The 25,400-nt window shown below is 45.3% G+C and carries 33 protein-coding genes and 1 pseudogene; 19 read left to right on the top strand and 15 right to left on the bottom strand.

Going from position 1 to position 25,400, the window contains the following annotated elements:
• Window positions 1–202: 202 nt before the first annotated feature.
• The gene (locus DP120_RS09355; protein ID WP_112223407.1) at window positions 203–592 is read left to right on the top strand and encodes a VOC family protein; all 390 of its coding nucleotides are present in this window, start codon (window positions 203–205) and stop codon (window positions 590–592) included.
• A 56-nt stretch (window positions 593–648) separates the two neighbouring features.
• Here the strand turns inward: DP120_RS09355 and DP120_RS09350 are convergent, their stop codons facing one another.
• The 4 genes from DP120_RS09350 to DP120_RS09330 all read right to left on the bottom strand — a co-directional run bounded on the left by DP120_RS09350 (window position 649) and on the right by DP120_RS09330 (window position 4,661).
• Window positions 649–1,032 carry a hypothetical protein gene (locus tag DP120_RS09350; protein ID WP_112223406.1) on the bottom strand — a complete coding sequence of 128 codons (384 nt, stop codon included), beginning with the start codon at window positions 1,030–1,032 and terminating at the stop codon, window positions 649–651.
• 64 nt (window positions 1,033–1,096) lie between these two features.
• Window positions 1,097–1,573 carry a DinB family protein gene (locus tag DP120_RS09345; RefSeq protein WP_112223405.1) on the bottom strand — a complete coding sequence of 159 codons (477 nt, stop codon included), beginning with the start codon at window positions 1,571–1,573 and terminating at the stop codon, window positions 1,097–1,099.
• Between the two features lie 278 nt (window positions 1,574–1,851).
• Window positions 1,852–2,286 carry a DUF4181 domain-containing protein gene (locus DP120_RS09340; RefSeq protein WP_112223404.1) on the bottom strand — a complete coding sequence of 145 codons (435 nt, stop codon included), beginning with the start codon at window positions 2,284–2,286 and terminating at the stop codon, window positions 1,852–1,854.
• A 305-nt stretch (window positions 2,287–2,591) separates the two neighbouring features.
• Complete coding sequence (locus DP120_RS09330; protein ID WP_112223402.1) at window positions 2,592–4,661, bottom strand: penicillin-binding transpeptidase domain-containing protein; 2,070 nt, start codon at window positions 4,659–4,661, stop codon at window positions 2,592–2,594.
• Between the two features lie 173 nt (window positions 4,662–4,834).
• Here DP120_RS09330 and DP120_RS09325 point away from each other — a divergent pair, with 173 nt between their 5' ends.
• Both DP120_RS09325 and DP120_RS09320 read left to right on the top strand, forming a co-directional pair.
• Window positions 4,835–5,635: a DUF817 domain-containing protein gene (locus tag DP120_RS09325; RefSeq protein ID WP_112223401.1), complete on the top strand. Its 801-nt coding sequence runs from the start codon at window positions 4,835–4,837 to the stop codon at window positions 5,633–5,635.
• A gap of 72 nt (window positions 5,636–5,707) precedes the next feature.
• Window positions 5,708–6,139: a hypothetical protein gene (locus DP120_RS09320; protein ID WP_112223400.1), complete on the top strand. Its 432-nt coding sequence runs from the start codon at window positions 5,708–5,710 to the stop codon at window positions 6,137–6,139.
• 33 nt (window positions 6,140–6,172) lie between these two features.
• Here DP120_RS09320 and DP120_RS09315 read toward each other — a convergent pair whose 3' ends face one another.
• On the bottom strand, window positions 6,173–6,727 hold the full coding sequence (locus DP120_RS09315; protein ID WP_112223399.1) for a hypothetical protein: 555 nt from the start codon (window positions 6,725–6,727) through the stop codon (window positions 6,173–6,175).
• A gap of 141 nt (window positions 6,728–6,868) precedes the next feature.
• On the opposite strand from DP120_RS09315, the gene DP120_RS09310 reads away from it, so the two are divergent.
• From DP120_RS09310 to DP120_RS09300, 3 genes are all read left to right on the top strand, one after another.
• Window positions 6,869–7,987, top strand: a complete 1,119-nt coding sequence (locus tag DP120_RS09310) for a hypothetical protein (protein ID WP_112223398.1) — start codon at window positions 6,869–6,871, stop codon at window positions 7,985–7,987.
• A 140-nt stretch (window positions 7,988–8,127) separates the two neighbouring features.
• On the top strand, window positions 8,128–8,352 hold the full coding sequence (locus tag DP120_RS09305) for a hypothetical protein (protein ID WP_112223397.1): 225 nt from the start codon (window positions 8,128–8,130) through the stop codon (window positions 8,350–8,352).
• Window positions 8,353–8,383: 31 nt separating this feature from the next.
• On the top strand, window positions 8,384–8,755 hold the full coding sequence (locus DP120_RS09300; protein ID WP_112223396.1) for a hypothetical protein: 372 nt from the start codon (window positions 8,384–8,386) through the stop codon (window positions 8,753–8,755).
• A 429-nt stretch (window positions 8,756–9,184) separates the two neighbouring features.
• Here DP120_RS09300 and DP120_RS09295 read toward each other — a convergent pair whose 3' ends face one another.
• Entirely contained in the window at window positions 9,185–11,551 is a 2,367-nt protein-coding gene (locus tag DP120_RS09295) for a M14 family zinc carboxypeptidase (protein ID WP_112223395.1), read from the bottom strand.
• 393 nt (window positions 11,552–11,944) lie between these two features.
• Between DP120_RS09295 and DP120_RS09290 the strand changes: the two genes are divergently transcribed.
• Together DP120_RS09290 and DP120_RS09285 are read left to right on the top strand one after the other, a co-directional pair.
• Complete coding sequence (locus DP120_RS09290; protein WP_165843760.1) at window positions 11,945–12,751, top strand: alpha/beta fold hydrolase; 807 nt, start codon at window positions 11,945–11,947, stop codon at window positions 12,749–12,751.
• Window positions 12,748–13,380, top strand: coding sequence for a CPBP family intramembrane glutamic endopeptidase (locus tag DP120_RS09285; RefSeq protein WP_112223393.1), 633 nt, complete (start codon window positions 12,748–12,750; stop codon window positions 13,378–13,380). The genes DP120_RS09290 and DP120_RS09285 overlap by 4 nt, the downstream gene beginning before the upstream one ends.
• Window positions 13,381–13,402: 22 nt before the next feature.
• Here DP120_RS09285 and DP120_RS09280 read toward each other — a convergent pair whose 3' ends face one another.
• The 3 genes from DP120_RS09280 to DP120_RS09270 form a co-directional block, all read right to left on the bottom strand.
• On the bottom strand, window positions 13,403–13,708 hold the full coding sequence (locus DP120_RS09280) for an RNA polymerase sigma factor (protein ID WP_112223392.1): 306 nt from the start codon (window positions 13,706–13,708) through the stop codon (window positions 13,403–13,405).
• A gap of 188 nt (window positions 13,709–13,896) precedes the next feature.
• A complete protein-coding gene (locus tag DP120_RS09275) occupies window positions 13,897–14,553 on the bottom strand; it encodes a DUF4085 family protein (protein WP_112223391.1) in 657 nt (218 codons plus the stop codon).
• 377 nt (window positions 14,554–14,930) lie between these two features.
• Window positions 14,931–15,845, bottom strand: coding sequence for a TIGR01777 family oxidoreductase (locus tag DP120_RS09270; RefSeq protein ID WP_112223390.1), 915 nt, complete (start codon window positions 15,843–15,845; stop codon window positions 14,931–14,933).
• 177 nt (window positions 15,846–16,022) lie between these two features.
• Between DP120_RS09270 and DP120_RS09265 the strand changes: the two genes are divergently transcribed.
• The 4 genes from DP120_RS09265 to DP120_RS09250 all read left to right on the top strand — a co-directional run bounded on the left by DP120_RS09265 (window position 16,023) and on the right by DP120_RS09250 (window position 18,362).
• Window positions 16,023–16,253: a hypothetical protein gene (locus DP120_RS09265; protein WP_133257386.1), complete on the top strand. Its 231-nt coding sequence runs from the start codon at window positions 16,023–16,025 to the stop codon at window positions 16,251–16,253.
• A gap of 161 nt (window positions 16,254–16,414) precedes the next feature.
• The gene (locus DP120_RS09260) at window positions 16,415–16,834 is read left to right on the top strand and encodes a hypothetical protein (RefSeq protein ID WP_112223388.1); all 420 of its coding nucleotides are present in this window, start codon (window positions 16,415–16,417) and stop codon (window positions 16,832–16,834) included.
• Entirely contained in the window at window positions 16,810–17,559 is a 750-nt protein-coding gene (locus DP120_RS09255; RefSeq protein ID WP_112223387.1) for a hypothetical protein, read from the top strand. Before DP120_RS09260 ends, DP120_RS09255 begins: the two co-directional genes overlap by 25 nt.
• A gap of 62 nt (window positions 17,560–17,621) precedes the next feature.
• Window positions 17,622–18,362, top strand: coding sequence for a hypothetical protein (locus DP120_RS09250; RefSeq protein ID WP_112223386.1), 741 nt, complete (start codon window positions 17,622–17,624; stop codon window positions 18,360–18,362).
• 56 nt (window positions 18,363–18,418) lie between these two features.
• Here the strand turns inward: DP120_RS09250 and DP120_RS09245 are convergent, their stop codons facing one another.
• Window positions 18,419–18,961, bottom strand: coding sequence for a 2'-5' RNA ligase family protein (locus DP120_RS09245; protein ID WP_112223385.1), 543 nt, complete (start codon window positions 18,959–18,961; stop codon window positions 18,419–18,421).
• A gap of 128 nt (window positions 18,962–19,089) precedes the next feature.
• Window positions 19,090–19,917: an undecaprenyl-diphosphate phosphatase gene (locus DP120_RS09240; RefSeq protein ID WP_112223384.1), complete on the bottom strand. Its 828-nt coding sequence runs from the start codon at window positions 19,915–19,917 to the stop codon at window positions 19,090–19,092.
• 521 nt (window positions 19,918–20,438) lie between these two features.
• On the opposite strand from DP120_RS09240, the gene DP120_RS09230 reads away from it, so the two are divergent.
• Both DP120_RS09230 and DP120_RS09225 read left to right on the top strand, forming a co-directional pair.
• Window positions 20,439–20,741, top strand: a complete 303-nt coding sequence (locus DP120_RS09230) for a TIGR04104 family putative zinc finger protein (protein WP_165843759.1) — start codon at window positions 20,439–20,441, stop codon at window positions 20,739–20,741.
• A gap of 24 nt (window positions 20,742–20,765) precedes the next feature.
• Complete coding sequence (locus DP120_RS09225) at window positions 20,766–21,209, top strand: HIT family protein (protein WP_112223381.1); 444 nt, start codon at window positions 20,766–20,768, stop codon at window positions 21,207–21,209.
• Window positions 21,210–21,242: 33 nt separating this feature from the next.
• On the opposite strand, the gene DP120_RS18445 is transcribed toward DP120_RS09225, so the two are convergent.
• The gene (locus DP120_RS18445) at window positions 21,243–21,437 is read right to left on the bottom strand and encodes a helix-hairpin-helix domain-containing protein (protein WP_165843781.1); all 195 of its coding nucleotides are present in this window, start codon (window positions 21,435–21,437) and stop codon (window positions 21,243–21,245) included.
• Between the two features lie 36 nt (window positions 21,438–21,473).
• Window positions 21,474–21,917 (bottom strand): annotated as a pseudogene (locus DP120_RS09220) (DUF4385 domain-containing protein); the annotation flags it as partial.
• 258 nt (window positions 21,918–22,175) lie between these two features.
• Between DP120_RS09220 and DP120_RS18265 the strand changes: the two are divergent.
• Both DP120_RS18265 and DP120_RS09215 read left to right on the top strand, forming a co-directional pair.
• On the top strand, window positions 22,176–22,415 hold the full coding sequence (locus tag DP120_RS18265) for a hypothetical protein (RefSeq protein WP_133257385.1): 240 nt from the start codon (window positions 22,176–22,178) through the stop codon (window positions 22,413–22,415).
• A gap of 232 nt (window positions 22,416–22,647) precedes the next feature.
• Window positions 22,648–23,208, top strand: coding sequence for a maltose acetyltransferase domain-containing protein (locus DP120_RS09215; RefSeq protein WP_112223379.1), 561 nt, complete (start codon window positions 22,648–22,650; stop codon window positions 23,206–23,208).
• A 297-nt stretch (window positions 23,209–23,505) separates the two neighbouring features.
• Here DP120_RS09215 and DP120_RS09210 read toward each other — a convergent pair whose 3' ends face one another.
• Together DP120_RS09210 and DP120_RS09205 are read right to left on the bottom strand one after the other, a co-directional pair.
• Window positions 23,506–23,928 (bottom strand): helix-turn-helix domain-containing protein, encoded by a 423-nt coding sequence (locus DP120_RS09210; protein ID WP_112223378.1) that lies wholly within the window; start codon window positions 23,926–23,928, stop codon window positions 23,506–23,508.
• A 66-nt stretch (window positions 23,929–23,994) separates the two neighbouring features.
• Window positions 23,995–24,396 (bottom strand): hypothetical protein, encoded by a 402-nt coding sequence (locus DP120_RS09205; RefSeq protein WP_112223377.1) that lies wholly within the window; start codon window positions 24,394–24,396, stop codon window positions 23,995–23,997.
• 123 nt (window positions 24,397–24,519) lie between these two features.
• Between DP120_RS09205 and DP120_RS09200 the strand changes: the two genes are divergently transcribed.
• The 3 genes from DP120_RS09200 to DP120_RS09190 are packed head-to-tail and all read left to right on the top strand — an operon-like array spanning window position 24,520 to window position 25,376.
• Window positions 24,520–24,876, top strand: coding sequence for a DUF1801 domain-containing protein (locus DP120_RS09200; RefSeq protein WP_112223376.1), 357 nt, complete (start codon window positions 24,520–24,522; stop codon window positions 24,874–24,876).
• 12 nt (window positions 24,877–24,888) lie between these two features.
• On the top strand, window positions 24,889–25,149 hold the full coding sequence (locus DP120_RS09195) for a hypothetical protein (protein ID WP_112223375.1): 261 nt from the start codon (window positions 24,889–24,891) through the stop codon (window positions 25,147–25,149).
• Window positions 25,150–25,193: 44 nt separating this feature from the next.
• Window positions 25,194–25,376, top strand: a complete 183-nt coding sequence (locus tag DP120_RS09190; protein WP_112223374.1) for a hypothetical protein — start codon at window positions 25,194–25,196, stop codon at window positions 25,374–25,376.
• The last annotated feature ends 24 nt before the right edge of the window (window positions 25,377–25,400 follow it).

The raw sequence follows: 25,400 nt of genomic DNA, 5'->3' as shown, positions 1-25,400 counted from the left end.
AACTCTGAATACAACAGCAAGGCAATTATATTAAGTGAAATTCTGAATTCGACACCGGATAAATATAATTAATAAAGTCATCACATTTGAAATGGTACAGTAATAAATCTGGACAGCAATCATGTCCAAATCTTTTCAATATTTCAAGTGCGGAAGTATAATGTGGATGAATCGAACAATATTCCGTAAAGGAGTGGTCGGAATGATCAGTAAGCTTGGGCAAGTGATGGTGTATGTGGATGATCAGGACAAGGCAGTGAAATTCTGGACGGAGAAGGCTGGATTCACGGTTATCGCTGATAAGGGTTCGGAGGACATGGGGATTCGGTGGATTGAGATTGCGCCGTCGGAAGATTCGGCGACGACGATTGTGTTGCATGACAAGGAAGTCATTTCGAAAATGTCGCCGGAGTTGAATCTGGGCACGCCTTCTTTGATGTTCTATACGGACAATGTCGATAAGCTGTACGCTGACTTCAAGGAAAGAGGCGTGACGACCGGCGAACTCGTTAACATGCGGATGGGGAGAACTTTTAATTTTGCGGATGATGAAGAGAATTATTTTGCGGTGATGGAGTTGTTGGAGGAATAATCAAGAAAACGGCGATGCGAAGGATTTCCTTTGCATTGCCGTTTTGTTTTCATTCCTTATTCGATAGGCAGCTCAGTCGCCACTTCAAAAAGTTTTTCGTGTTTCGAATACCTGCCCTCTCCACCAACTCCGAGTCTGAGCAGTTCAGTATTATAACCGATTTCATATAGAGTTTTATCTTCATGCTTAAAAACCAGCTGATAATCAGGGCCGCCCCAGTCAACGGCACCTGTTCCATAAGTTTCTGCATGGTCCAATTCTTCCGTCAGGCTTTTTATGAATTTCTGATCTTCAATGGTGGCAATAAGTTCATCGGTATTTTCATAATCAAAAACTTCAATCCGCGTTGCGTCAGTAAACGCGGTGACGTTATTGTTCTGACAGCCGCTTAGAATGACAGACAATAAAAGAATGCCGGCAATGGATTTCAGTTTCAACATGGAATCCCCCTTTTAATGAAGCTGACGGAATTACCCATTAAAAGTTACAGTTATTTATTGTTGGTTAACTATCAGCCAGCCCACGTCCTACGAGATTTGCGGACACCGGCTCTTTCCCGAGCTCTCTTGCCCACACGGACAATTGCCCGATATGATGAATTTCATGCGCGATGATATGGCGCATCACTTCGCCCCATTGGTCGGTGACAACGGTACCGTCTTTTTCAGTGAAATGGAGCCGTTTGTGCTCCATGCTAGTGTCCCAATTGGCGACAAACTCTTCTACTTCCGTGCGAAATTGCGCGTCCAATTCGCGCACCTTGCTGAGACTCCGGTACTCGTCAAAACTTTCCTGGAAATCATCTTCGCCCTTCAACAGGCGGATCCAGCTCCATTCCACATCCGCAATGTGAAACAACGTTTGCAGAATGCTGCCGACTCCGCCGGTCCTTTTTTTCAGCAGCTCTTCTTCGCTAATCCCCTCGCACCATTGATACCACTCTTCCCTGACCATCCAATTGTAATGAAAGAACATTTTCATGAGTGACCTCCGATTGAAGATGATTTGTCGTTAGTATTCTATTCCTTGCGTGAGGTGGATAACCCTTTATTTTGGTTTACTCCCAACTCACAAAAAACTGCTCAGTCCACGTGGGACTGAGCAGTTTTGAATTGATGAGAAGTAGAGTTTTTGCTCCCCACTACCTAAAATCTTTTGCACTTTCGCTTTTCGCCTGCGAAAAGCATCCATTTGTCTTTTGAACTTGGGTTTTGGAAAGGATTACAAATAAAATAAACCCAATCAGCGTCTTCCGCGGATTAAACTATTCCCCAAAAATCAGTCAGATATAATGATACGAATAAAGCCAGAATAAAGACTGTTTCACCAATCGTCACTTTATACCTGTTTCTGTTTTCAGCATATTTACGCTCCATAATCGCCTTCGCTGTTTGTGAACTGATCAGAAATAATAATAAGATATTCCAAGGTTGGAAAAACCAGAACCAATCAGTTGGATTTCTTGTGCTATTTATTGCAAATCCTAATAACAGGACGACAACTGTAGAAATCCTGATAGTCCAATCAACCTTTTTATGCTTTTCATTTATATGGTTATAAGAAAAGAATTTCTGCCGCTCGACATTCAATAATTTTCTCATGATGGCATTAAATACAATCACTGAAAGAATGACAGTCGCCATCATCAGCATCCATTTCCACCAAAAATCCGGGTCTCCCCCTTGCTCATACATAAACAAATTGCCCCTTTTTCTCTTATTTATATATTCAAGCTTAACATAAGAATTCTGAATATAATGGGAAATCAGGGGTAATTTTATTAACCCTCACTTACGTCCACCAATTCTTATTCACATGTTCTCTCCCCAGTATAATCTTGAAAATGAACTGCAGGCGATGCCGAAAATAAAATACGCCCAACTTTACTCGTTTTATGCCCAACTTTGGTCCGAATACGCCCAACTTCCCCACTTTTATGCCCAACTCGCCAAAAACCGCAAAAAAAGAAGCAGCCGCAGCCGCTTCTTTCACTACATATTTATTCCTTATGCGCCTTCAACACGCCCGCCACTTTTCCGGCCACATAATCACTGCCGTTCGACTCGTCCTCGATGCCCTCGATCATCATCGCGATGATGGCGTCCGGGTTTTCGGAATCGTAGCCGACGAAATAGCCGTGTTCCTTGCCTGCGTCACCTGTGCGCATCTTGAGTTCGGCGGTGCCTGTCTTGCCGGCAATAGCGACTTCGCCAATATTGGCGGATTTCGCGTAGCCGTCAGTGATGGCGCTTCGCATCGCTGTCTGCAACAGTTCCGCATGGTCGTCACTCACCAGATTCTCTTTCCAGACGGTCGGCTCATCTTCCTCCAGGAAGATCGAGGCTTCGTACATCGTGCCGCCGTTCAACAGTGGCTCATACATTGCTGCAAGATGCAGGATGTTGACGAGCATCTGCCCTTGGCCGTAAGCGGTGTCGGCTGTCTGGCCGTCTGAACCGAGTGAACCGTTATTGGTGATCTGCGACGGCTGCAAGTTCAGCACGAACGGAATATCTTCCGTGAAGCCGAAGTCTTTGAAGCCTTCGATCATATCTTCCCGGCCGATATCCAGCCCTTTTTGTGCGAAGTAAATATTATCCGAATAAACCAATGCTTTGTGCAAGTCGACCGGATTTTCGACGTCATCGTGAAGGCGCGTAATATGGAAGCCGCCCCATGAGCCGTTCAGCTGCCAGCGTTTCCCTTCGATGTTGACGCCTTCTTCCGGATCGATGGCTCCAGTTTCAAGCCCGATTGCCGCGGTCACCGGTTTGATTGCCGAGCCCGGTGAATAGGATGCAGCAAAACGGTTGTACAGCGGTTTGTTTTTGGCATCGTTCAGCTCCTGATAGCGCGAACCGGTGATGCCTTTCACAAATTCGTTCGGATTATAGGATGGTGAGCTGACGAGCGCCAGCGTTTCACCGGTTTCCGGGTCGACCGCTGCACTTGCTCCAGGTTCGCCCGCCATTGATTCGAATATGGATTTCTGCAGTTCGGCGTCGATCGTCAGTTTGATGACTTCGCCTTCGCCTGCCTCATTTTCGTAAAGTGTGATGGGTTCAGCACCTGCTGCCGCTTTATGGGCGATGACCTGCATGCCGGGCTTGCCGCGCAATCGGTCTTCCAGTGCCCGCTCCAGCCCCTGGCGTCCGATCATATCATTCGGGCCGTAACCCTGGTCTTCCAATTTCTCCAATTGCTCTCCCGTGATCGGTCCGATATAGCCGGACAGATGCGCCAGCGCCTCGCCGTATGGATATTCGCGGAAGGCCGAAGGTTCCTGTTTCGTGCCCGGTACTGCGAAGACGCGGTCAAGCGTCAATTGGTCGCTCGACGGCACTTGTTTGATCGGCACGAAATAATGCGGCTGCACCCAGCTTTTATTCATGGCCGCTTCGATTTCCGATACATCGATTTCGAGTGCCCGGGCCAGTTTTTCCTTCTGCTCCGGCGTATCGAAATTCTGCGGCACGACGCCGACCATCATGGCATCGCTGTTGACGGCAATCGGCTTGTCATTGCGGTCGACGAGTTCACCGCGCTTCGGTTCGGTCAGGCGCACCTCGACTTCATCGCCCATTTCAAGACGCGGCAAAATGTAAGTCGGGTTCCATTCGACGAACCAATCCTCCATCTCCTGATGGGTTTCGTACAACAAGGTCAGCGTCTGGTCGAATTCGATCGGCCCTGACATTGTTTCCATTTCGACATGGATATCGAAATCCGCCGGCATGTCCGTCGTATAGTCCACCGCTTCTTCCGGCGGCGTATACGTCACATTGACATCACTGACGCCGAGCTGTTCATAAATCTCTTCCTGCCACGCCACAAAACTCTGGGAACCGTAGACATCTTTTGAGCCCTGGTTCAGGAAAGAACCGTACATCTTCGAAAATCCCTGGTTGTTCCACAGCTCGATGTATTGCTGTGCCCGCGCTTCCGCTTGCGACGTCTCTTCCGCTTTCGCTTCATCCGGCGTCGCTTCTTCTTCCGGTTCTTCCTGACAGCCTGCAAGGAGAATGATCAAAACAATAAATGCAAAAATCCCGAGAAGTTTTTTGTCCATCCGATTCCCTCCATTCAATTCTGCTCCAGCGACATTAACCCTATTCTATATAAATATAAGTTCTCTGTAAATTCTGATATTCCTTTATTTTTTCACCCGAAACCTGTCTTTAATACTTTCGTCCTGTTAAGTTAAGAGCTTTATCACGCAAATAAAATCGGAGGTGCCGAACCGTGAAATACCTTATCCATTTTACGTGGCAGCAAGCGCTTGCCTGCATCTTCCCGCTCATCATTTTTGCAGCTTTGGCCATCTCAAAGTTTGTCGAGATCCCCTACTTGCCGCGCTATGATTTCCTGTTGATCGTCTGCATTCTCGGACAGATTTTCATGCTGGCGTCAGGCCTCGAAACGAAAGACGAACTCAAGACCATCTGCGTCTTCCACTTAATCGGCCTGGCACTCGAAATCTTCAAAGTGCATATGGGTTCCTGGGCATATCCTGAAGACGCCTACAGCAAAGTGTTCGGTGTGCCGCTCTACAGCGGCTTTATGTACGCAAGCGTCGCAAGCTACATCATCCAGTCGTGGCGCCGCCTCGACCTGCAGATGATCCACTGGCCAAAAGCCATCTACGCCGGCGGCATCAGCGCGCTGATCTACCTGAACTTTTTCACGCATCATTTCTCGTATGATGTGCGATGGGTGCTGAAAGCGCTGCTCGTCATCGTGTTCTTCAAGACATTCGTGTCGTTCCGCCTGCTCGACCGCGTATTCAAAATGCCGTTATTGCTGGCATTCGTGCTGATCGGCTTCTTCATCTGGATTGCCGAAAACATCACCACCTTTTTCGGCGCATGGCAATACCCCGACCAGCAAGCCGCCTGGACCATCGTCCACATCGGCAAAATCAGTTCCTGGGCTTTATTGGTGATCATCAGCATCATCATTGTGGCGCAGCTGAAGCGGGTGAAGAGCGGGCTTGCGGAGAAGGAGCTTGTGGAAGGAGAAAAGACGGCTGTTACCGAATATTAAGGAATAAGGTCATTCGGAGCTTTTGACTAGAACAATAAGCTTTTATGTTGCGGCAAAATGAGGAGGCGGAAAATGAAGAATAAAGTTGCTGTCGCAATTGGTTCACCCTTGCTTGCTGTTGTTATGGGTATCTTTATAAACTTTCCGAACTTCTTAATAGGCAATCAAGCTACCGTGCTGAACTTAATTGTTACGGCAGCATATATTTTAATTTGGATCTTTGCGATCTCAATTGCCTGGCAGCTCAAGAACCGTCTACTAATGATTAGCTTTGCAGCATTTTGGCTCACAACATTATTTTTCGGGGTTTTAACAATTTTCGTGAGTATGGTAGAGTTCGATACTTCCTGGGCGCTGATTTTTGTAGGACTCTTGCTTCCCCAGTGGTATGGAATTGAATTATTCACCGACGATTTCCTAATCAGTGCTGTAATTATATCGGCTATATCATTAATGATATTTATCGGCACTGTATCTTCCTTTTTTAGAAAGGTGAATCCATGAGAAAAGCAGCCGCGGCTGCTTTTCTTTATTCCATTAAAACTGCAAAAACTGCTCATAACCTTCCGCGAAAAAGTTGAACCTGTTTTCGATGTTGGTTTCCGGAAGCACAAAGCTCAAAGAGTAATCCCCATCATATTTATAGCTAACTTTGAAAAACCAATGCTCCTCCGTCTTTTCTTCATTTTTATAGACAGTCACCCGGTGCTTTGAAAGCACCTGGAAATCATCCACATAGTCATTTTGAAATGTCTCTTTGGCGGTAAGCTCCTCAATTGCTGGTTCATCAGCGTCAGTTAACGCCGTTCCTTTTTCGATAACAGCATATTGGTTGCTGTAATCCCCGCCTTTATCGAGATACTGTTCCACTACATAAATATTTTCACTGTCGTAATAGCCGTAATTTCTGGGGGTCAGCAGAAACGCCCCTTCGACTTCCCCGAAATCCACCAGACCCCTTTCATGCACCATTTCCTCGACATCGCTCTGATCAGGTGTCGGTTCATAGCTCACTATGAACAACATGGCAAGATAGCCGATGACAAATACTGCAGCGAGTCCAGCCAGGACCATCAAAAAGCGTTTTTTCATAGCTGCTGCTCCCCCCTTATAATATTAGTTTTAACACGCCTTTTTTAAAGCCCCGTTTCTTTCAGCTAATATTACCAAAAAAACCCATGACTTTATACAGAAATATGGTTTAATTAATGTAGAGCTGGAGGGATGAAAATAATGAGTAAAAAAATGAAAGTCCTTATATGTATGGCCGGTTTTTTTATTGCAGCAATTGTACTTTCCTTTAGTTTTTTCCATTCGGCTGAAACTCCATTATCGAATGAAACTGAGACCATAGTGAAAGAAACCAACGCTGATGGAGTCACGAAAGAAATCGAACCAAAACTTGAGTTAACTGAAACCGAGCAATTGGCAAAAGATTATGCTGAAGAAAAATATGGATTTGAAGTAGATGTTATCGAAGACGATGTGGCCAAGATTTATAGTTCGGCCGATGTCATTTTATCGCCTAAAAACGATGAAGATATAAGATTTGGAGTGCTAATTAACCATTCTGATCATTCGATAATTGAAGATGACTATCAGTTTGCTTTGGAAGCAGACAAAGAATTACAAAAACTAACACCTTTTCTACCTGCTATCGAAGACTTAGGCTTTACTGGAAGTGACAATACCGGCATTCGTCTCAACTACATTGAGGAATCCACTTTCTTGAGTTTGCGCAGTGATAAAGAAGTTAATTTTAAAAATTTTATAGAGGAAGAACTGGACCGCTATTATGAACTCTATCAGCTGATTAAGAAAAGCCAGGCTAACCTGACAAGCTTCAGTGTTTCGGGCAGTGATGAAGAAAACGGCATTAGCCTTTATCTGGAACCCCCTTCAATGGTCAAAACCAAAGAAGAATTTTTGACTACCCTTAAAATTAATCATCTGGAACTTGTAAATCATGAAATTGAAAGCCAGTATGCGACGGAAGTGAAAAACCTTAATAATGAGCGTTTCAATTTCGGAAACCATTACGATCACACATACGACAATCCTTTTGATTCTTGGTTACACTGTACTGAAATTAACGAGGTTGCAGAATGCACTTCTGCTGTACTAGCCGTTACCTATCAAGAAGATAAGCTCAACTCGAGTAATCCTCATTTAAATGAAGATTTAACATCGATTTTCAAGTTCATCGAAACTCATCTGGAACCTGAAATTAAAATCGAGTTTGTCTATATTGATGGAAAAGCTCCATCAATAGAAAATTTAGAGATTGGATATGAAGATCGGATGGCGTATGAAAACATCGATGAACTGATTGCATTTTTATTGAATGAATAATAAAGGCGGTGACACTTCTCTTCACTTTCTTTATTATGGCTGTTTCCTTTTCCCCAAACTTATCGTACAGTTAGTACATATCAATTGTCAGAATTTTTAATTGATTTGCTATAAAAATACGAAGTAGCGGAGCGGTGCTTATGGAAAAGGAACGGATGAAGAAGCATATCTTGCTGTATGGTGGAATCGTCATGGTTATACTGTCCGCTTTGGCAATTTACGATTTAGTGGCTTCGGGGGTTGGACCGGTCATCCAACTTCCGCCTGCAAGTTTGATCTGGATTGCGTTTCCCTTATTCATGGTAATCGGCATCGTTTTTATTGTATTGGGTATTTACAGGTTTCTGTTTGAAGAAAAAATTTAATTCATTGAAACAAAAGAAAAGGAGCTGGAATATGGAGAACTTTGCAGGGTATATTTTTGTGGCGCTGACAATATTCGGTTTCGGTTATGCGCTGGTGTGGCAGATACGGGATACGCTGGAAATCAAGCGGACGACCAGAGGGGAAACGCGTTTTGATAAAAGAAAGCTTGCCGGCCATTATTTGATGGTCATCTCCTTCGCCGGGTTCTTCGTATCGTATTTGCTCAATGTGGCTCTCGGCACTTTGTCGCATATTCGGCCGGACACTGTGCAGCATGCTCTCGTCAACAGCAATAACACGGCGTTTGCCTGCTTCCTGTTTTTGGCGGCGTTTCTTGTTTCCAAGTTTATGGTTGTGCCGAAGGAAGAGGAAGGTCAGCGTTTGTTGAAACTGAAAGTTTAAATTTGTTTTATATAAGGAGCTGCGGATGAATCTGCGGCTCCTTTTTGTTTTGTGGGTGAGGATTAGATGCCGTATAAGGCGTTTTTGGTGTCGTATAAATTGCTTTTGTTATCGTATAGCGCAGTTTTGGTGTCGTATAGACTCCACATCCTCACGTATCCCAATTTACATCCGCTCACTCTGCTGGAGAACCGATTTGTCGCAGTCCGCGCGGCGGACTGCTGGGGCGGGGCTGCTGCCCCGCCCGTTTTTCGGCCAATAAGGGGTTTTGCTCTTTGGGTGGAGATTAGATGCCGTATAAGGCATTTTTAGTGTCGTATAAATTGCTTTTGTTGTCGTATAGCGTCGTTTTGCTGTCGTATAAGCTGTATAAGCTAACATCACAAAACACAAAAAAGAGAGAAGCCAATTGGCCCCTCCCTCTCATCTTTATTTTGTGAACAATGCATTGGAAACGAGGCGGAACAGGTAATCGGTGTGGTCGCGGAATGTTGGCTCGAGACCGATCAGCGTTACGTCCTTATCGTTTTCCTGGATTAATACCGGCTGGCCCGTTGCGGCTTCGTTGCCTTTCCAGTGGCCGGCGATGAAGAAGTCGCCTTCATCGTAAGATGCTTGCACTTCATCTTCTTCTACTCCGCTGTACCAAACCGGACGGTAAACAAAACCGATATCATCCTGGCTGTAGCCGGCTGTCAGGCCGCTGCCGTCGTAGTCGATGGAGACGATGCCGTTGCTGTTATAACCGCCTACGTTGACTGTCGCGTCGGTCAAGCCGAGTGCTTTGGTCGCGCGGGATGCACCAGCGCCTGCCGCGATGTATTTGCCGCCATCAGTGAGAAAGCTTTCGACGTTCGCTTTGAATGCATCATATTGTGCAGGATTCTCGAATCCGAATTCCTGGTTGGCTGCACTCAAACGAGTTGCAATCAGATTTTCAGTGCCGTTGTAAATGAAGGCATCAAATCCGGCAAGACCGGCTTCTGCTACTTCAACCGGAGACAATTCCGTGACATCAAATCCTAGACGTTCGAGTGCCAGGTTCATACCTGCATGAGATTGCACTTTCCCCATCCCGCCGTCTTCAAGCAATGCCACTTTTATGGAAGAGATTGCTTCAGCATCAGCTGGAACTTTTGCCGACTCAATCTGCAAACCAGATTCTTTCACGGCTGCCGCTATTTTATTGGCCGCGGCTTCTGTATAGAAATCACCATCCGCACTGCGCTTAACTTCAACACCGGAAGCGAGCAGGTTGTTGACGAGTTCTACCGCTTGCACGGAAGAATTCGGGATGACGAACGGTCCTTTGCCGGTAACGGCACCCTGATTCTTCACTTCTTTGACTTTCGCTGCTGCAACATCAACAGTCGTTGTCACCGGATTTGCCTCGAAGCCCCAAAGTTCAGGCAGGCTCCATGCGGAAATATCGTACATGGAAGGCGTGTCGTTCGTGATATCCTCGCCGTCCCATAGGAATGTGTTGGCAAGACCGGCTTTCGCCTGGTCCATGCGGACGATATAAGAACCTTTTTCGTAAGTTACGCCTTCAACTGTGAACGCTTTGGATGCGCGCTCCACGTCGATGTCGTTTTTGATCAAATGATTAACTGCTTTTTCAGTGACAGTCGGATCTTGTTCATCGACCGGCAGGACGTAAGCTTTCGGGAAGAAACCTTCTGCGTGCGTCGGGTGATCGAAATTGATGCCGCGTTCGAACACTTCCATCTGGTCAGAAATCATTTCCTGTTTATTGTCTGTCGCATATTTCAACGCACCCATGACTGCATCATACATCCATTTCACGCCGTCTTCATCGTTGGTCGGCGCTTCAAGTGTGTGGCCATATGCACCGTGGTACATCGCATACATCGGCGTGAAGATCGGCGGATAATCATCCCAGCCAGCTGCGTCATCACGCTGCGGCACGTAAGTACCCGTCATGTCCTGATAAAGCGCGCCTTCATATTCGGCTTTATTGTCCATGATTTCAGCTTCCATCGCTTCGGCTTGGCCGTAAGCCCATTTATTGTACAGGTCATATTCATAGTTCGGATTATGCGGCGGCGTACAAGGCTCGATCAAGCCCTGCTTGTTCGGCGCATAATTTTTCACGTAGCCGTGGGTATCCAGGAATACCATCGGATTCCATTCGGTAATCAAATCAACAGTCTGCTGTGTTTCCGGCTGCGACTGCGTGACAAAATCGCGGTTCAAATCGATGCCTTCGCCGTTAAAGCGCGTCGCGTCGACACGGCCATCCGGGTTTGCCACGACATTGAAAATGAGGACGTTATTCGCCAAAATATCTTTTGTCGTGTCATCGTTTTGAGTCGCAAACCGTTCGATCAGCTGAATGGTCGCGTCACTGCCGACAAATTCAGTACCGTGAATCGAGCCGTTGATCATGATCGGCACTTTAAAATCCGGATTCTCCGCTACCCAATCCTGTGCTTTTTGAGGATTTTTGAACATCTGCTTGCGCAAAGCCTGGATTTTGCCGAACTTCCCTTGGGACTCAGGATCCGCAATTGTCACAACGTATAACGGGTGTCCGTCAGACGATGTCCCTGTTACTTCGACTTTCACGCGGTTTGACGATTTCGCGATTTCCTCAAGCTTCGGCCCGATTGCCGAGAACTTCATGAAATCATAATTCTCGCTGTTGAATTTACTACCATCCTGCTCTTCAAGCGCATTTACGTATGTAACTTTCGGTGATTCCGCCACAACCGATGACCACGGCGCAGAAGCCAATAGGCTCGCCGCCAATAAAACACTGACTGATTTCTTCATAATCCACTCTCCTCTATTCGAATAAAAACTGTATAAATATCAACTATTTTTAATAATATACATATTTTATACATTAATATATCGTCCAAATGTATTATTATTGTATTGTTTGAATAGGTTAAATTAAACAATTGCTCTTATATTTCCATGCATTTGTTTATACAACTGTATCCATTATCATATCTTGGATATTGAGATGCGGGGTGTGAGAGGGTTTGATGACGTATGGATGATATTTGTTGTCGTATAGATTACTTTTGTTGTCGTATAGCGGAGTTTTAGTATCGTATAAACTTCACATCCTCACGCTCCTCACTCACCACAAGTTTTATTCCTCCCGCTTGAAGGGTATTCCACTTAGACATGTATCTTCATTTAGGAGTGAATCCCTCTATGCCCTATGCCAAAATTGATGACTCGCTGACGCTTTATTACCAAATAAAAGGTGAAGGATTGCCGATTGTCTTCATCCATCCGTTCGTGATGGCGCATAATGTGTTTATGCATCAGGAACCGCTGGCCGATGAATACCAGACCATTTTTTTCGATATGGCCGGCCACGGCAACAGCACAACAGGCGATGTGCCGGTGACGATCGAGTTGCTGGCGGAACATCTCAAAAAGCTGCTCGACCGGATCGGCATAGACAAAGTGGTCTTGTGCGGCTATTCGCACGGCGGACTGGTCGCCCAGGAATTCGCTTTCAACTATCCGGAACGGACGATTGCCATCATCATGTCCGGCGGCTATTCTGAACTGAATAATTTTTCGCCAAAATTCTTTATCAAGACGGTGATGTATTTGTCGAAACTCCGAATGGTGCCTGTTGCTGCAAAACTGCAGGCGAAGCTCAATAAATACTATCCGGAAGATGAAGGGAAAATCTACGGACTTGCGCGGAAGTCGGATCCGCAGCGCTCGTATGAGTTCTGCCGGACCGGATTAGATTATGTGTCGACGCATTCATTGCACCGGCTGAAGATGCCGATTCTGCTTGTTTATGGAACGCTTGAAAAACCGATGCATCATTACCGGATTCCGTTCCAGAAAGCGGCGCCTCAGACACAAGTTGTATTTATTGAAGGTGGTGACCATCAGGTGCCGCCTCGCTCATTCAGAAAATTCAACGCTGCGGTCAATGGCTTTTTACAGCCGATAGCAGCAAAATACAATGCTGATGATTCGGAGAGATTGCGATGAAAATGATTTTATTGCTGATTGGCCCGACAATTATGATGTATATCGGTCTGTATGTAATAGAAAATGTTGCAGCAACGTTTTTACTGTTCTACGGCTGGCTGCTCGGAGCGCCACTGATCGGCAGGGCGTTTCCAAAAGAGCGCATGCAATTATCGAAGCAAGGCTTCCTGCTGGGAATTGTCAGCGGCGTAGTTTTCTTCGTCTTCATATTCGGCGGGATGATTTGGCTGCATGAATACTTGCTGGATGTGGAATCGTTGCGGGAGCTGCTCGTCTATTGGGGCTTTATCGGACCAGGTGAAATCTGGCTTGTGCTTGTGTTGCTACTATTAAATCCAGTGCTGGAAGAAGTCTATTGGCGCGGCTATATGTTCGAGAAAATCCGCATAAAAGGCAGCGCGGCGATTACTATTACTGTCACTGCCGCCTTTTATACGCTGTACCACGTGCTGACGGTTATGCAGCTTTTCGAAGTTGCCTATACGCTTGTTGCCGTCCTCCCTGTACTGATTGCCGGATTGTTTTGGGGCTATATACGCGAACGCACTGGTTCAATCACCGCCACCATCATCGGCCACGGGCTCGGTGACCTGGGGATAGTATGTGTCTACTGGTTTATTGTCAGATAAAAAAGAAAAAAGCTGCGGATTCCTATCCGCAGCATACTTGTGGTTCTATTGGATTTCGGCAAACCGGTTTCGGCCTGGGACGCTCCTTCATCTTTTCATGGCAGCATTCGACCAACAGCAATGTTAATCTTTTCTCGCCCATGAATTCATGCGGTTTTTGCCATACTTGTTTGAATACCTGTGTAACGAGCTGTTCGCAAATGCGATGATCGGTTTCAGTTTCAGAGGCAATCTTCCACAGCAATAAATGATAACGGTCATAGAGCTCTTCAAACGCCTTTTTATCCCGCTGCAATAATGCTTTGATCAACCGCTCATCTGCTCGCATCTCGTCACCCCTCTATCTCAAACTACCCGCCTAATCTAAGGCTAAACTCCCAGTTGAAATAAAAGATGTGATTTTTGCAATTATAATTCAAAAAAGATGTATTTCTTGTATTTTGTATAATTTATAGGTTCTATCGGCTTATTATAAGGAATTTATTAACAAATATAATCAAAAAAGAAAAACTGGTTTTATTCCAATTCCTCAATTTGAATATCTTTGCAGATAATCGTCACTTCTGTTATCGGCGTATCAAACAGCACGTGCAATTCAACACGATCGCCGCTCAGGTAAATCTCATTATATAACCACCATGCGCCGGTGATATCTTCTGGAATCAGGGCGTCGCTCACCTCGGTGAATTTCACTTCGACATCCTTGAAATAATGGAAACCTCCACTGCAATCGATGAGAAGAACGAGCTCATCATAGGATGGGCGGTCAACGCTTTTCACGACACAGTCATGCAGGCTTTTCTCCGTCAGCTGAATCGCACCAGGCGGTAAAAATTCCTTGATGGATTCGTAATGGCGGCTGTAATCATCGAGCAGCGCGTCAAAACGGGCTTCGTAATCAGCTTCCCATCTGTCCGCCATATTGCGAAGCTCAGGCGTCGGGTATTTGGAATTAATCGTGCCGTCATAGATATATGGATGAAAGGATTCAGGCAAAAACTTTAGAAGATCTTCTTTTCTGTCTTCCAGATCGCGGCGATGCACTTCCGCTGGGTCGATGCCTTGCTCGCGGTAGCCTGCCTGATCTTCTTCCCATTGTTCTTCGGTTTCAGGGAAGGTCAGAAAACCGGACACTTTCATCTCGTCATACCAATCTTTTGTAAAGTATTTCATCGTCTTCCCCCTAAACTCTTCTTTTAGAAGATTATACTTGGTCTTGTTTGAGAAATAAATTTATATCTCGAAAAGCGAAGGCGAAGAGATGGCCAGAGGTTTATGGGCCCATCTCTTTGCGACGAAGCAGCGCAGCGATGCAACGCCCTTTCATGTCTCGAAGCTAGCGGAGCGATGCAGAGACAGGAGCAGCCTTTTCCTATAGCAGCTGGGCCGGCTTATGACCCGAAGAGTTGGGTCGCTGGAGTCTGGACACCGGAATCCACGTGTTAATCCGTTGTTAGTATATTCCCCAAATCTAACAGATTTCCTCTATCACATGTAAATTCTCTTCTATATAAATCAAAAAACTGCTCCGCAATAAAGCGGAACAGTGCTTAGAACTGTTCTTGTTCTTGCTTTTGTTCCTGAAGGATTTGCCACAACGCACGGTCCAGGCGGTCATATTTAAAATGGAAGCCAGCTTTTTCAAGCCGCTCCGGCAACACCCAACGGCTTTTCAGGATGAGTTCCGTTTCGGTGCCAATGAAAACTGCGCCCATTTCGAGCATCCATTCGGGTGCCGGCAAACCTCTGCGGCGTCCCATAACTTTCCGCATCTGCTCCATCAATTCTTTATTGGTTACCGGGTTTGGAGATGAGGCATTAAAGATGCCGTTCAAATCTTTCCGCTGCTTCAAAAATTCGATGATATGGTAAACGTCTTCGATATGGATCCAGCTGAACATCTGCTTGCCTTCACCCTGTTTGCCTCCGAGACCGTAGCGGACCATATTAATGTAAGGGTTCATCACGCCTCCATCCGCTCCAAGTACAATGGCGAGCCGCAATGCGATTTGCCGTGTTTCCGGCAAGTTGAAGCGGAAAAAAATATCTTCCCAAGCCTTGCCGACATCAACCGAGAACCCAGTCCCGAGTTCACCGGTCGATTCCGTCATGGGCCGGTCTTCCGCATGGCGGTAGATTGTTGCCGTGCTGGAATTGATCCAGAGCTGCGGCGGGTTCTGGCATTTCTCGATTGCCTTGCCGAGCGCCTCCGTTGTCCGCGTCCGTGACTCATAGATTTCCCGCTTGTTCTTTTCGTTATATCGGCAATTCACCGATTTACCCGCCAGATTTATAACCATCCCCGCATTCTCCAGGGCCACGATCATCGCCGCCTCGTCGTCCCACGAAATCTGTCCCGGCTGCCTCGAAATGATATGTACAATATAGCCCTGATTTGTATATGTGCGCTCTAAATATTGTCCGATAAAACCGGTTCCACCTGCCAGTACAATCTTTTTAAGCATACAAAAACCCCTTCTGCATTTTTCCTATACCTTTTAGACGTATGAACTACTGGAAAAGATTCACTTTTTTATGAATTTGTCAGATTTCACTAAATTTTTATGAATCCTGCTGTCACAATTGCCATATTATGTTAGCCTTAATTCATAGCAATAAAACCTGATTACCCGTCGACAGGAGTGAATATCATCAAAAAGAAATTGAGCATATGGCAAAAAGTTTTTCTTTTATTCGCAGGTGTTCTGCTAATTTCCAGCACTATCTTTTTAGCACAGTCCTACTTCAGCTACCAGCAAGTAAAATCTGCATCGGATCAATGCTACGACCAGGGCGGATTTCCGAAAGTCGTGAAGTCCGGCTTTGAATTGAAAGTGTTCGAATGCAATTTCCATGACAAAACGGACGAATAAACAATCATCAATCCAGCTATGACAGCGAGACTTTTAACCAGCAGCGCCCTTCGAATCAGCAAAAGATTTGAAGGGCGTTTGTTCCAGAATGAAACGTTTTTGCCTAGTTTCAGTCTACTGATTCAATAAACCGATTCACGTATCGAGAGGAGTGAAGAATCTTGTTGAAAAAATTAGTCAGTTCTTATTGTTTATTTTTATCGCTTAGTGCATTTTTACTCGGCAGTTATATGTTTCTTGGAAAAGGCGCTTTTGCTGACTTCCCCCCTGAATGGATCGGCATCATGCCCTTCAGCAGCTGGAACAGCCTGGCACTCTTCGGGATGATCGTATTCGGCATCAGCAATGCTGTTGCCGGGATTTACGGCTTTAACAAGAAGAACAGTAAAGTTTTTGTACTGGCTATTTTTCTTGGAGCTCTCTGCTTCCTATGTGCTGCTTTGCCAATAATTCTGCTCGACGAATGGTATTTGCCTCTAGTGTTCTTGTTCCTGGCAAGCACTGTCCAGATACTTTTAGGGTTTATTGGTTTGATAACCAGCAAGGAGGAAAAAAGATGCGGCGAAAATCTTTCTTATTAATGTTCCTGCTGATTGGGATGCTTGCTGTTTCGGCGTGTGGTAAAGGATCAGGAAGTGCCGGTGACGCTTCTTCTGATGAGTCAGGAGAATATCCATACGGCCATTACGAAGACGATAAAATGATCGGCACTGCCTGGGCCATAGATAAAGAAAAAAATATTCTTGAATTGGATATTTCTGAATGGAGAAAGCGCGACTGGAAAGGCCCTGATATAACGAGTGAAGGATATGCTTATTTTGCCGGTTTTTCAGATGACACATCCATCACATATGAGGGCGGTGCGACAGCTTCGATCGACGACATAAAAAAAGGCCAAAAAATATTAGTCAATCCACCGGCGAAGGGCGATGGTTTTGAAGGACATGCCGATGAAATTATGCTATTGGACATGACTTACGAAGAAAAATATGGACGATTATTATCGCATATATACGGTTTTAATATAGTGGTTATGTATGAATACGGAAATTCGCCGCCACCGGAAATGCAGGAACCCTTGTATGAAGAAGCCAGCACAATTTTGTCAGGAACAGATCATGATATCGTAGGGGCATATATCGAGTATGATCCCAATTATGTCGTCGATTTCAAAGAAGAATTGGACATTGAACAATTTCCGGTAATTTTTTTCTATGACCAGGAAGAGCTCCTATTCAAATCATATGATACGAATGAATTTTATGAGTTTTTGAAAAAAATGAAAGCAGAATCCCCGAACTCTTAAATGAAATTTTAAACAGCTAAGCTATTTCTAAAAATCGCCGTCCATTCGAGAGGGGTAAAAAGATGAAATTTAAATCATTGCACTTAGGAGGACTGTTATTTATTGCATTAACCCTATCCGCATGCGGCAGCGGTTCTGCCACAGTCGAAGAAACAATTTATGAGGATGAACCAGTCGACCAGTCTGCTGCCGTTCAATACGAAGACGATAAGATGATCGGCACATCGGGGCCGCCTGATAAGGAAAATAAGATTCTCGAGGTCGGTATTTCAGAATGGGAAAAGCGGCATGATGGACCTACCACCACAGGGCAAGGAATTTCCTATCATGCCAGTTATGACGATAAAACTGCAGTAAGAAATGAAGATGGCACGGAAGCTTCCCTTGACGATATCAAATTCGGCCAAAAAGTGCAGATCAATCCGCCAAGAGGAGACAGTTTTGAAGGCTATGCGGAAGAGATTATTATATTGGATATGACTTACGAAGAAAAATATGAACAGCTGCTGGCGCATAACGACGGAATAAGGATTGTAATTATGTATGAATACGGGGAAAGATTGCCTGAAGAGATGAAGGATGCCGAGCCTCTATTCGAGGAGGCCAATAATATACTCGAAAATACCGGGAAACAGGTTGGTGCTTCCTGGCACGAATACGATAAAGATTTCGTGGCGGATTTCAAAGAAGAACTGGAGATTGAACAGTTCCCGGCAGTTCTCGTTTTTGACAGGAAGGGCATGCTGTTCAAGTCGAATGATGTGGAGGAAATGTTCGATTTTTTGAGAGGAATGAAAGAGTGAAAAAAGAGATGCTATGTTGAGTGTTTTACTCACTACAGCATCTCTTTTTTAGTTAATCATCTATCCTTTTTCAACGGAACATCCATATACTTCACATACCCCTGCTGCCCATCTGACTTCCGGTAAATCCGAATCGACTCAATCGTAAACGCCGGGTAAGGCGCGAGTTCTTTACTTGCTGCTGCCGCCATTTCCTTCAATTCTTCGCGTGATAATCCATAAGCCGTCTTGGCTAATGTCAGATGCGCCACGAAAAGGTCCAGTTCAAAGTACTGCTCAATCTGTTCAGGCGTTGCGCCAGCTGCCTTTACCAGAGTTTCATGTAACTCTTGTAGTTCTGGCGAATCCATGCTCAAGTACAGAATATCTTCACCGAAAAAGCGCGGTTCTCCAAGTTGAACCGGGAATCCCGGAAATCCAGCAGCTGCCTCTTTTATATTTTCCAGCCAGCTTTCATCAGCGCTGAGACCGCCTTGCGCTTTCAGCGTAATATGCGGTTCGACCAAATCATCAATCCGGTTCGCCGGCCACTGGTTCCGGAATTCCTTCAGTTTCTCCAGTTCGCTTTCAGGTGGAACAACGCCAATAAAATACTGCATCTCGACTTACCCCTTTTATTATATTTTTGTAATCGTACCATATTGAGCTACAGCGATACTGAATTTATTCCATAAAAAAGCCAGCGCATCAGGAGCAATATTCCGCTCTTGATGTGCCGGCTTTTATTTTAAAAGAAAACGATGACGATCAGGATTGCCGCGAGTATCAGGCGGTAAATGGCGAACGGCATCAATTTGACTTTCGAAATCAGTTTCAGGAAGAAACGGATTGAAATCAAAGCGAAGACGAATGCGCTGACGAAACCGACGATATAAAACGATAGGTAGTCCATCGACAGTGTGTCCCAGTTTTTGAGGACCGACACGAGGCTGGCACCGAACATGATCGGCACTGCCATGATGAAAGTGAAATCTGCGGCGGTGCGGTGATTAAGACCGAACAGCACGCCTCCGGAAATCGTCGCACCGGAGCGCGAGAAGCCTGGCCATAATGACAGACATTGCACCATTCCAACTTTCAATGCCTGTATGTAGGTAATATCATCAAGGCTGTTGACGGTCGGTGTCTTCGGCCCGAATTTGTCGGCGGCAATCATCAGGATCGAGCCGGCGATCAACGCATAAATGACGGTTTCGACGCCGAACAAATGGTCATCGATCAAGTCCTTGAAAGCAAAGCCAAGAATAACTGCCGGCAGCATGCCGACAATGACGTGCAATAAGTTAAAGCGTAAATTTGCGGGCTTGCCGTCGATTTTATAAAGGCCGATCAAGCTGAACAGCCGCTTCCAGAACACAACGACCACGGCCAGAATCGATCCTAATTGAATAACGATTTTAAATGTATTTGCCGGGTATTTCCCGAGGAATTCCTGTGATTTCAGCCACATATCATCGACAATGATCAAGTGTCCCGTTGACGATACCGGCGCAAATTCTGTCATGCCTTCCACAAAGCCCAAAATGAGGGCCTTCAGTAAATCCAACCATTCCATGTTTCATCCTGCTTTCTATTTTTATCTCTTCCTATAAAACGCATCTTTTCAAGGGAGGTTGCATGCTCCGCTTCTATTTCCATTATATATTTTACAAGAGGAATTTCTTGAAACTTCAACCTGTTTCAATCGTATAAATACTATAGCATGATATTAATGAATACATCAGAAAAATTTCGTAAGGGGAGAAGGATATGGCGGAGCGAGTTGATATGAGTTTCAGGAATAAAGAAGTGAAGATGTGGTTTATAATTATGGTTCCTATTTTCATAATCGGTTCTATCGCCATGTTAACAAACGAACCCGCATCCAGATATCTACCTTTCTTAATCCTCATGGCAGGTTTCGCTACCTACTACATCTGGCGTTACCGATACCGCAGAAGGAAGAAAAAGACTGGCAATAAACAGTAAAACAATCCTTTATTAACAACTATTTCCCGGGAAATACTGTGGAATTTATTGGGTGCATGCTTTAGCATGGAGGGAAAGAAATACATTGATCCGAATGGAGGACTTCAGATGCCACACTGCGAGAATTGCAAAAACGAATGGTCATGGGGGACGACTTTGCGTAAATCATTTACCCTGGGCGAAGGAATGGAATGCCCGGAATGCGGCAAAACGCAATACATGACTAAGAAATCACGGCAAAGAATGGGGATTGCAAACTTTTTTCCCCCAGTGATACTGTTAGGTTCTGCCTGGTTGTTCGACCTGAACATCGTTTCGGTGCTGGCGGTTGCGCTCTTTCTTTTCGCCATCTTCATGCTGACGTATCCTCAAATGACCGAATTGACGAACGAAAACGAGCCGATGTGGTAATAAATTCGGGAGGTGCACAGGATTATGGAAAAGATAGAGGAATGCCTGGGCTGCAAGCTGGCCAATAACGAATTGGAGACCCAAGTCGTTTACGAAAACGAGTGGATCACGTGTATCCTTGACCACGATCCTTTCAATGAAGGCCATGTGCTGATTTTGCCGAAACAGCATTACCGTTTCATCGATGAATTCGATACAGAAACGGCGCTGTCGGTGATGAAAGCGGCGCAATTGCTGTCGCGCGCCATCAAGATTGCGTTCGCTCCGGACGGCATTTCCATCTGCCAGAACGGCGGCACGTTTGACGACTTGACGCATTTCCACATGCACATCGTGCCGCGCCAGGAAGATCAGGACTTCTCCAGCTTTTATACGGATGATGTCTGGGACAATGAAGCAATAAAGGAAAGATTGCCGGAGACGCGTGAGCGAGTGGCGAAACTTGTTGAAGAAATGATTGCAGTTTAAAACGCCGTTCCTAGTGGAATGGCGTTTTTGCTTTCACTTTTTAAATTCCAGTCCGTTTGCGGCGAGTTCTTTCTTTAACTCCTGGATCGCTTTCGGACCGACGCCGTGCAACTCCTGGATTTCTTTTTCAGTGGCTTCTTTCAATTGTTCAACCTTTGTGTACCCTGCTCCGATTAACGCTCTAGCTGCCGGTTTGCCTACTCCTTTTGGAAAGTCGTTCTCGCCCATCGATTGATCTGCCTTTTTATTTTTAGATTTTAATTCGCCGTATTTATGCTGGTGCTCCCTTTTGCGTCTGTTGTAATCCTCGTCTTCCCTGATTTCATCCCAGCGCTTCTTGAAAATCGCCGCCGACTCGGCTTTCACCGGGTCGATCTGCCGCTCTTTGATGGTGCGGTCTTCATTGTATTTGCGGCCGCCTTTATAATTCGTGTAACGCCGTGCCCGAGTATAGCCCATCTGGATGAATTTCCGCGCCATATCCATGCCGACAAAATCATCCTGCCTGCGGTATTCCTCGAACATCTCTGAAATCTTCTCGCACGATTCCTGCGCAATTTCCGGCGTCTTGAATCGCCAATGTGGCAAAATCTCACTCTTATACGGCTCCACCAGCAGCACGCCCTGCTCCCCTTTGCCCACCCGATAAAGCTCCGGATTCTTCCGCAAATCCAATTTCTCATAATCCAAATCATAGTCGAACGCCATCCCTATCACTCCTTATGGAACTTATACCCTGTTTTTTGATGGAAAATGCACCTTCGGAGGAGTGTGGTTTATTTCAAATGTGAGGTGGAATTTTCCATACGTTAATAAAATCCTTTTATACGACACTATTTTTTAGCTATACGACAACAAAAGTCTTCTATACGTTACCACTTGCTATCCAAACGTTAGATAGAGTACTAAAACTATAAGATAGAAATCGAAAAACGTAAGATAGAGTGCGCAAACCGTAAGATAGACATGAAAAATCGTAAGATGAAATTTCTATACGACACTATAATCTTTTTATACGATAACATCACTCATCCATACGACACTGAAACTAGGTTATACGACACTAAAGTTTCTCTATATGTAATCGAACCTTCAGCCAAAGAGCAACCCTCTTATTGGCCGAAAGACGGGCGGGGCCAAAGCCCCGCCCCAGCAGTCCGCGTGGCGGACTGCGACCATTCAGCTTTTTTGCTGAGTGAGCAGTAGTGAAGATGGGGGGTGAAGTGAAAAAGCTTATACGATAACAAAAAACCGTTATACGACAACATCCATCATCTATACGACACTAAAATCTTTCTATTCGGCATCTCACAACCGCTATCTGTTAAATGAACACAATCCCCCTTTTGAATAACAGCAATTCCGGATTTATTGGAGTGACCGCAAAAGAAACTGCTATAATGGCGGTAGCAAGTTTCAGACAAAGGGGCGATGCAGGGTGAAAAGCGAGAAGGAGAAAATGTTGGATGGGGAGATGTATGATCCTACGGATAATACGCTTCAGAATGAGCGGTTGAATGCGCGGCGGCTGAGCCGGTTGTTCAATAAGTCTTCCGAGATGGACGGCACGGACCGGAAGTTGCTGTTGAAGGAATTGATTGGATCGACGGGCGACAAGTTTTATGTGGAGCCCAATATCCGCTGTGATTACGGCTATAATATCCACATCGGCGAAAATTTCTATGCTAATTTTGACACCTGCCTGCTGGACGTCTGCGAAATTCGGTTCGGCGACAATTGCCAGCTGGGACCTGGTGTACACATTTATACAGCTACCCACCCGCTCCATCCCGATGAGCGCAACGCCGGCAAGGAATTTGGCAAGCCTGTATTCATCGGCAATAATGTATGGATCGGCGGACGCGCCGTTATCAATCCCGGTGTGACTGTTGGCGATAATGCCATCATTGCTTCAGGCGCGGTTGTCGTGAAAGATGTTCCCGCCAATACAGTTGTCGGTGGCAATCCTGCCCGTGTTATCAAGGAAATCGAAGTATAAGAAAATGCCGCGGCTGACTTGCAGTCGCGGCATTTTTTGACAGAACCTTTTTAATGGATGCATTTCGCAAGCGAAATGCGTCTTTTTTTGTTTTTGGTTTTAGGGTCTGCTCTAATCAGGGCTTTTCGCTGGCGAAAAGTGTCCTTTCTTATGCTTTTGACCTTTGGGAGATGGAGAATAGGATAAGAAATATATGGTTTTCGACGGATATCTCCGTTCAAAAAATTATATCAACGCTCAGGAGATTATATCTACGTTCAGGAATTTATATCTACGTTCAGGCGATTATATCAACGTTCAGCCTTTTTCCGCCTTCACTTTCGCTAACGTATATAACTCCAACACATCCTGCTTACTCAATCCCGACGAAATAGACAACAACTTCTCCAGATAATCCGCCTTCGTCAACTCCGCCACCACCAGCTCTTCCGCCGGAACCTTATCCACCGCCCCGACGCCGTTCATGATGTCATCCCATTCCGCGTCGCTGTAATGCACAACTTCTTCCTTCGGCGTAATGAGCAGCACATCCAGCGGCACATCCAGCACACTGCTCAGCGCCACAATCCATTTTGCCGACGGCACCGAGTCGCCATTTTCCCAACTCTTGATGCGGCTGGCCGATGTCCCCAGCTTTTTCCCGAGCGACAGCATCGATAAACCGTCATGCTCCCTTAGAAATCGCAGAATCTGCCCAAAATTCTTTGCATTGAATTCCATGTCTTCACACCTCTGATTTTATTTATAAATAAAATATATCATTTTTTATTTTATAAATAAAACTATTTACGGTCGATAGCCATAGCCGAAGTTAAACATGAAATGGGAAAACAGAAAGAGTATCGTCGCTGGAATAAGCGTCAGCACAATCAGCACCTTAGCCCAGGCTGTATCCACCCGCCGGATCCACCTGATATAGATATAGACAAGAATCACGAACAGCGGCACATGCAGGAAATCGCTCATTTGGTAGACCCATTCGGAATTTTCATCCCAATACGCTTCCGGCACCGGTTGTATGCCTTCGTATTTCTGATTGATTTCATTTCTGACGGTGATGAAAATATAAGCAAAAGCGATGTAATAGATTGTGATTATCCCCTTCACCCACCATTTGAAATAACGGCTGGTGAGCACAATCAATAAAATCAATGCAATCGTAATTAAGAACCCTTGGTATTGCTGCACGTGAAGTCCTCCTTACAGTAGTTTACGGTTTTATTTGAATAAACGATTCTGTAAACTATCCCCAATTGGCACATCATTAACGTTATAATGAGTATAACAATAGACGAAAAGGGGGCGGCAAGGATGCAAAGCAAAATGGATCCGCAAGTGGACGAATTCATCGACGGGCTGGGCGAACCGGTGCAGGCAATCGTCAAACGCTTGAGAGGCGTGGTGTTCGAAGCTTATCCGGAAATCGATGAACAGATCAAATGGTCAAAACCGAGCTATTCGAAAGAAGGGCTGGTGTGCTATATGCAGACCGCGAAGAGCCATGTCAATTTCGGATTCTACCGCGGCACGGAGCTGGAAGACCGCAATAATATGCTTGAAGGCGAAGGCAAGAAAATGCGCCACGTCCGGATCCGTAAAGTGGACGAAATTGATGAAGAAAAATTGAAGTTTTTGATATGGGATGCGGTTGATCTTAATCGGAAGTAAGGTGGAGTTAGCTTGAAAATCGGTACATTACTTTATATGGTGCTGGTCATGCTTTTACTGACTGTCTTTTTCTTCGGCATCGAACCAAGGCTCGGTGAAAACCGCTGGGCTGCCTACGCCGTTTATATGGTCTTATTTTTCGGACTGCTTGTCGTTTCCCAAAAACTTGAGGAACGCTTCGAATTTCTGCGCAGAAAAATGGACGGCAAGCTTGGCGTCCTGCTGATTTTCGGTCTTTTAGCAGCACCTTTCTTTTTAAGCATGGTTATCTAAATAATAAAGGTCGTATTTTTCTGTAACTGTTTGGAGGTGCAACCATGAACCAACTAAAAGGATTATACATAAGCCTCATCCTCATGATGTTCGTCAACTTAATGAATTTCAGTTTCTTTGACGACGACTATTCAGGAATCGCGATGATGCTGTCCGTAATTATTTTCTTCATTGCCACTTTGTTCTTTATCAACGCTAGCCATCGAATGAAAGATGCCGGGCAATAAATCCAGGGAAATCGAGGTACCACT

The sequence above is a fragment of the Planococcus halotolerans genome (assembly GCF_003289955.1).
Lineage (GTDB): Bacteria > Bacillota > Bacilli > Bacillales_A > Planococcaceae > Planococcus > Planococcus halotolerans.
Note: the sequence above shows the minus strand (reverse complement) of the source record. Positions and strands in the feature narration are given on the sequence as shown.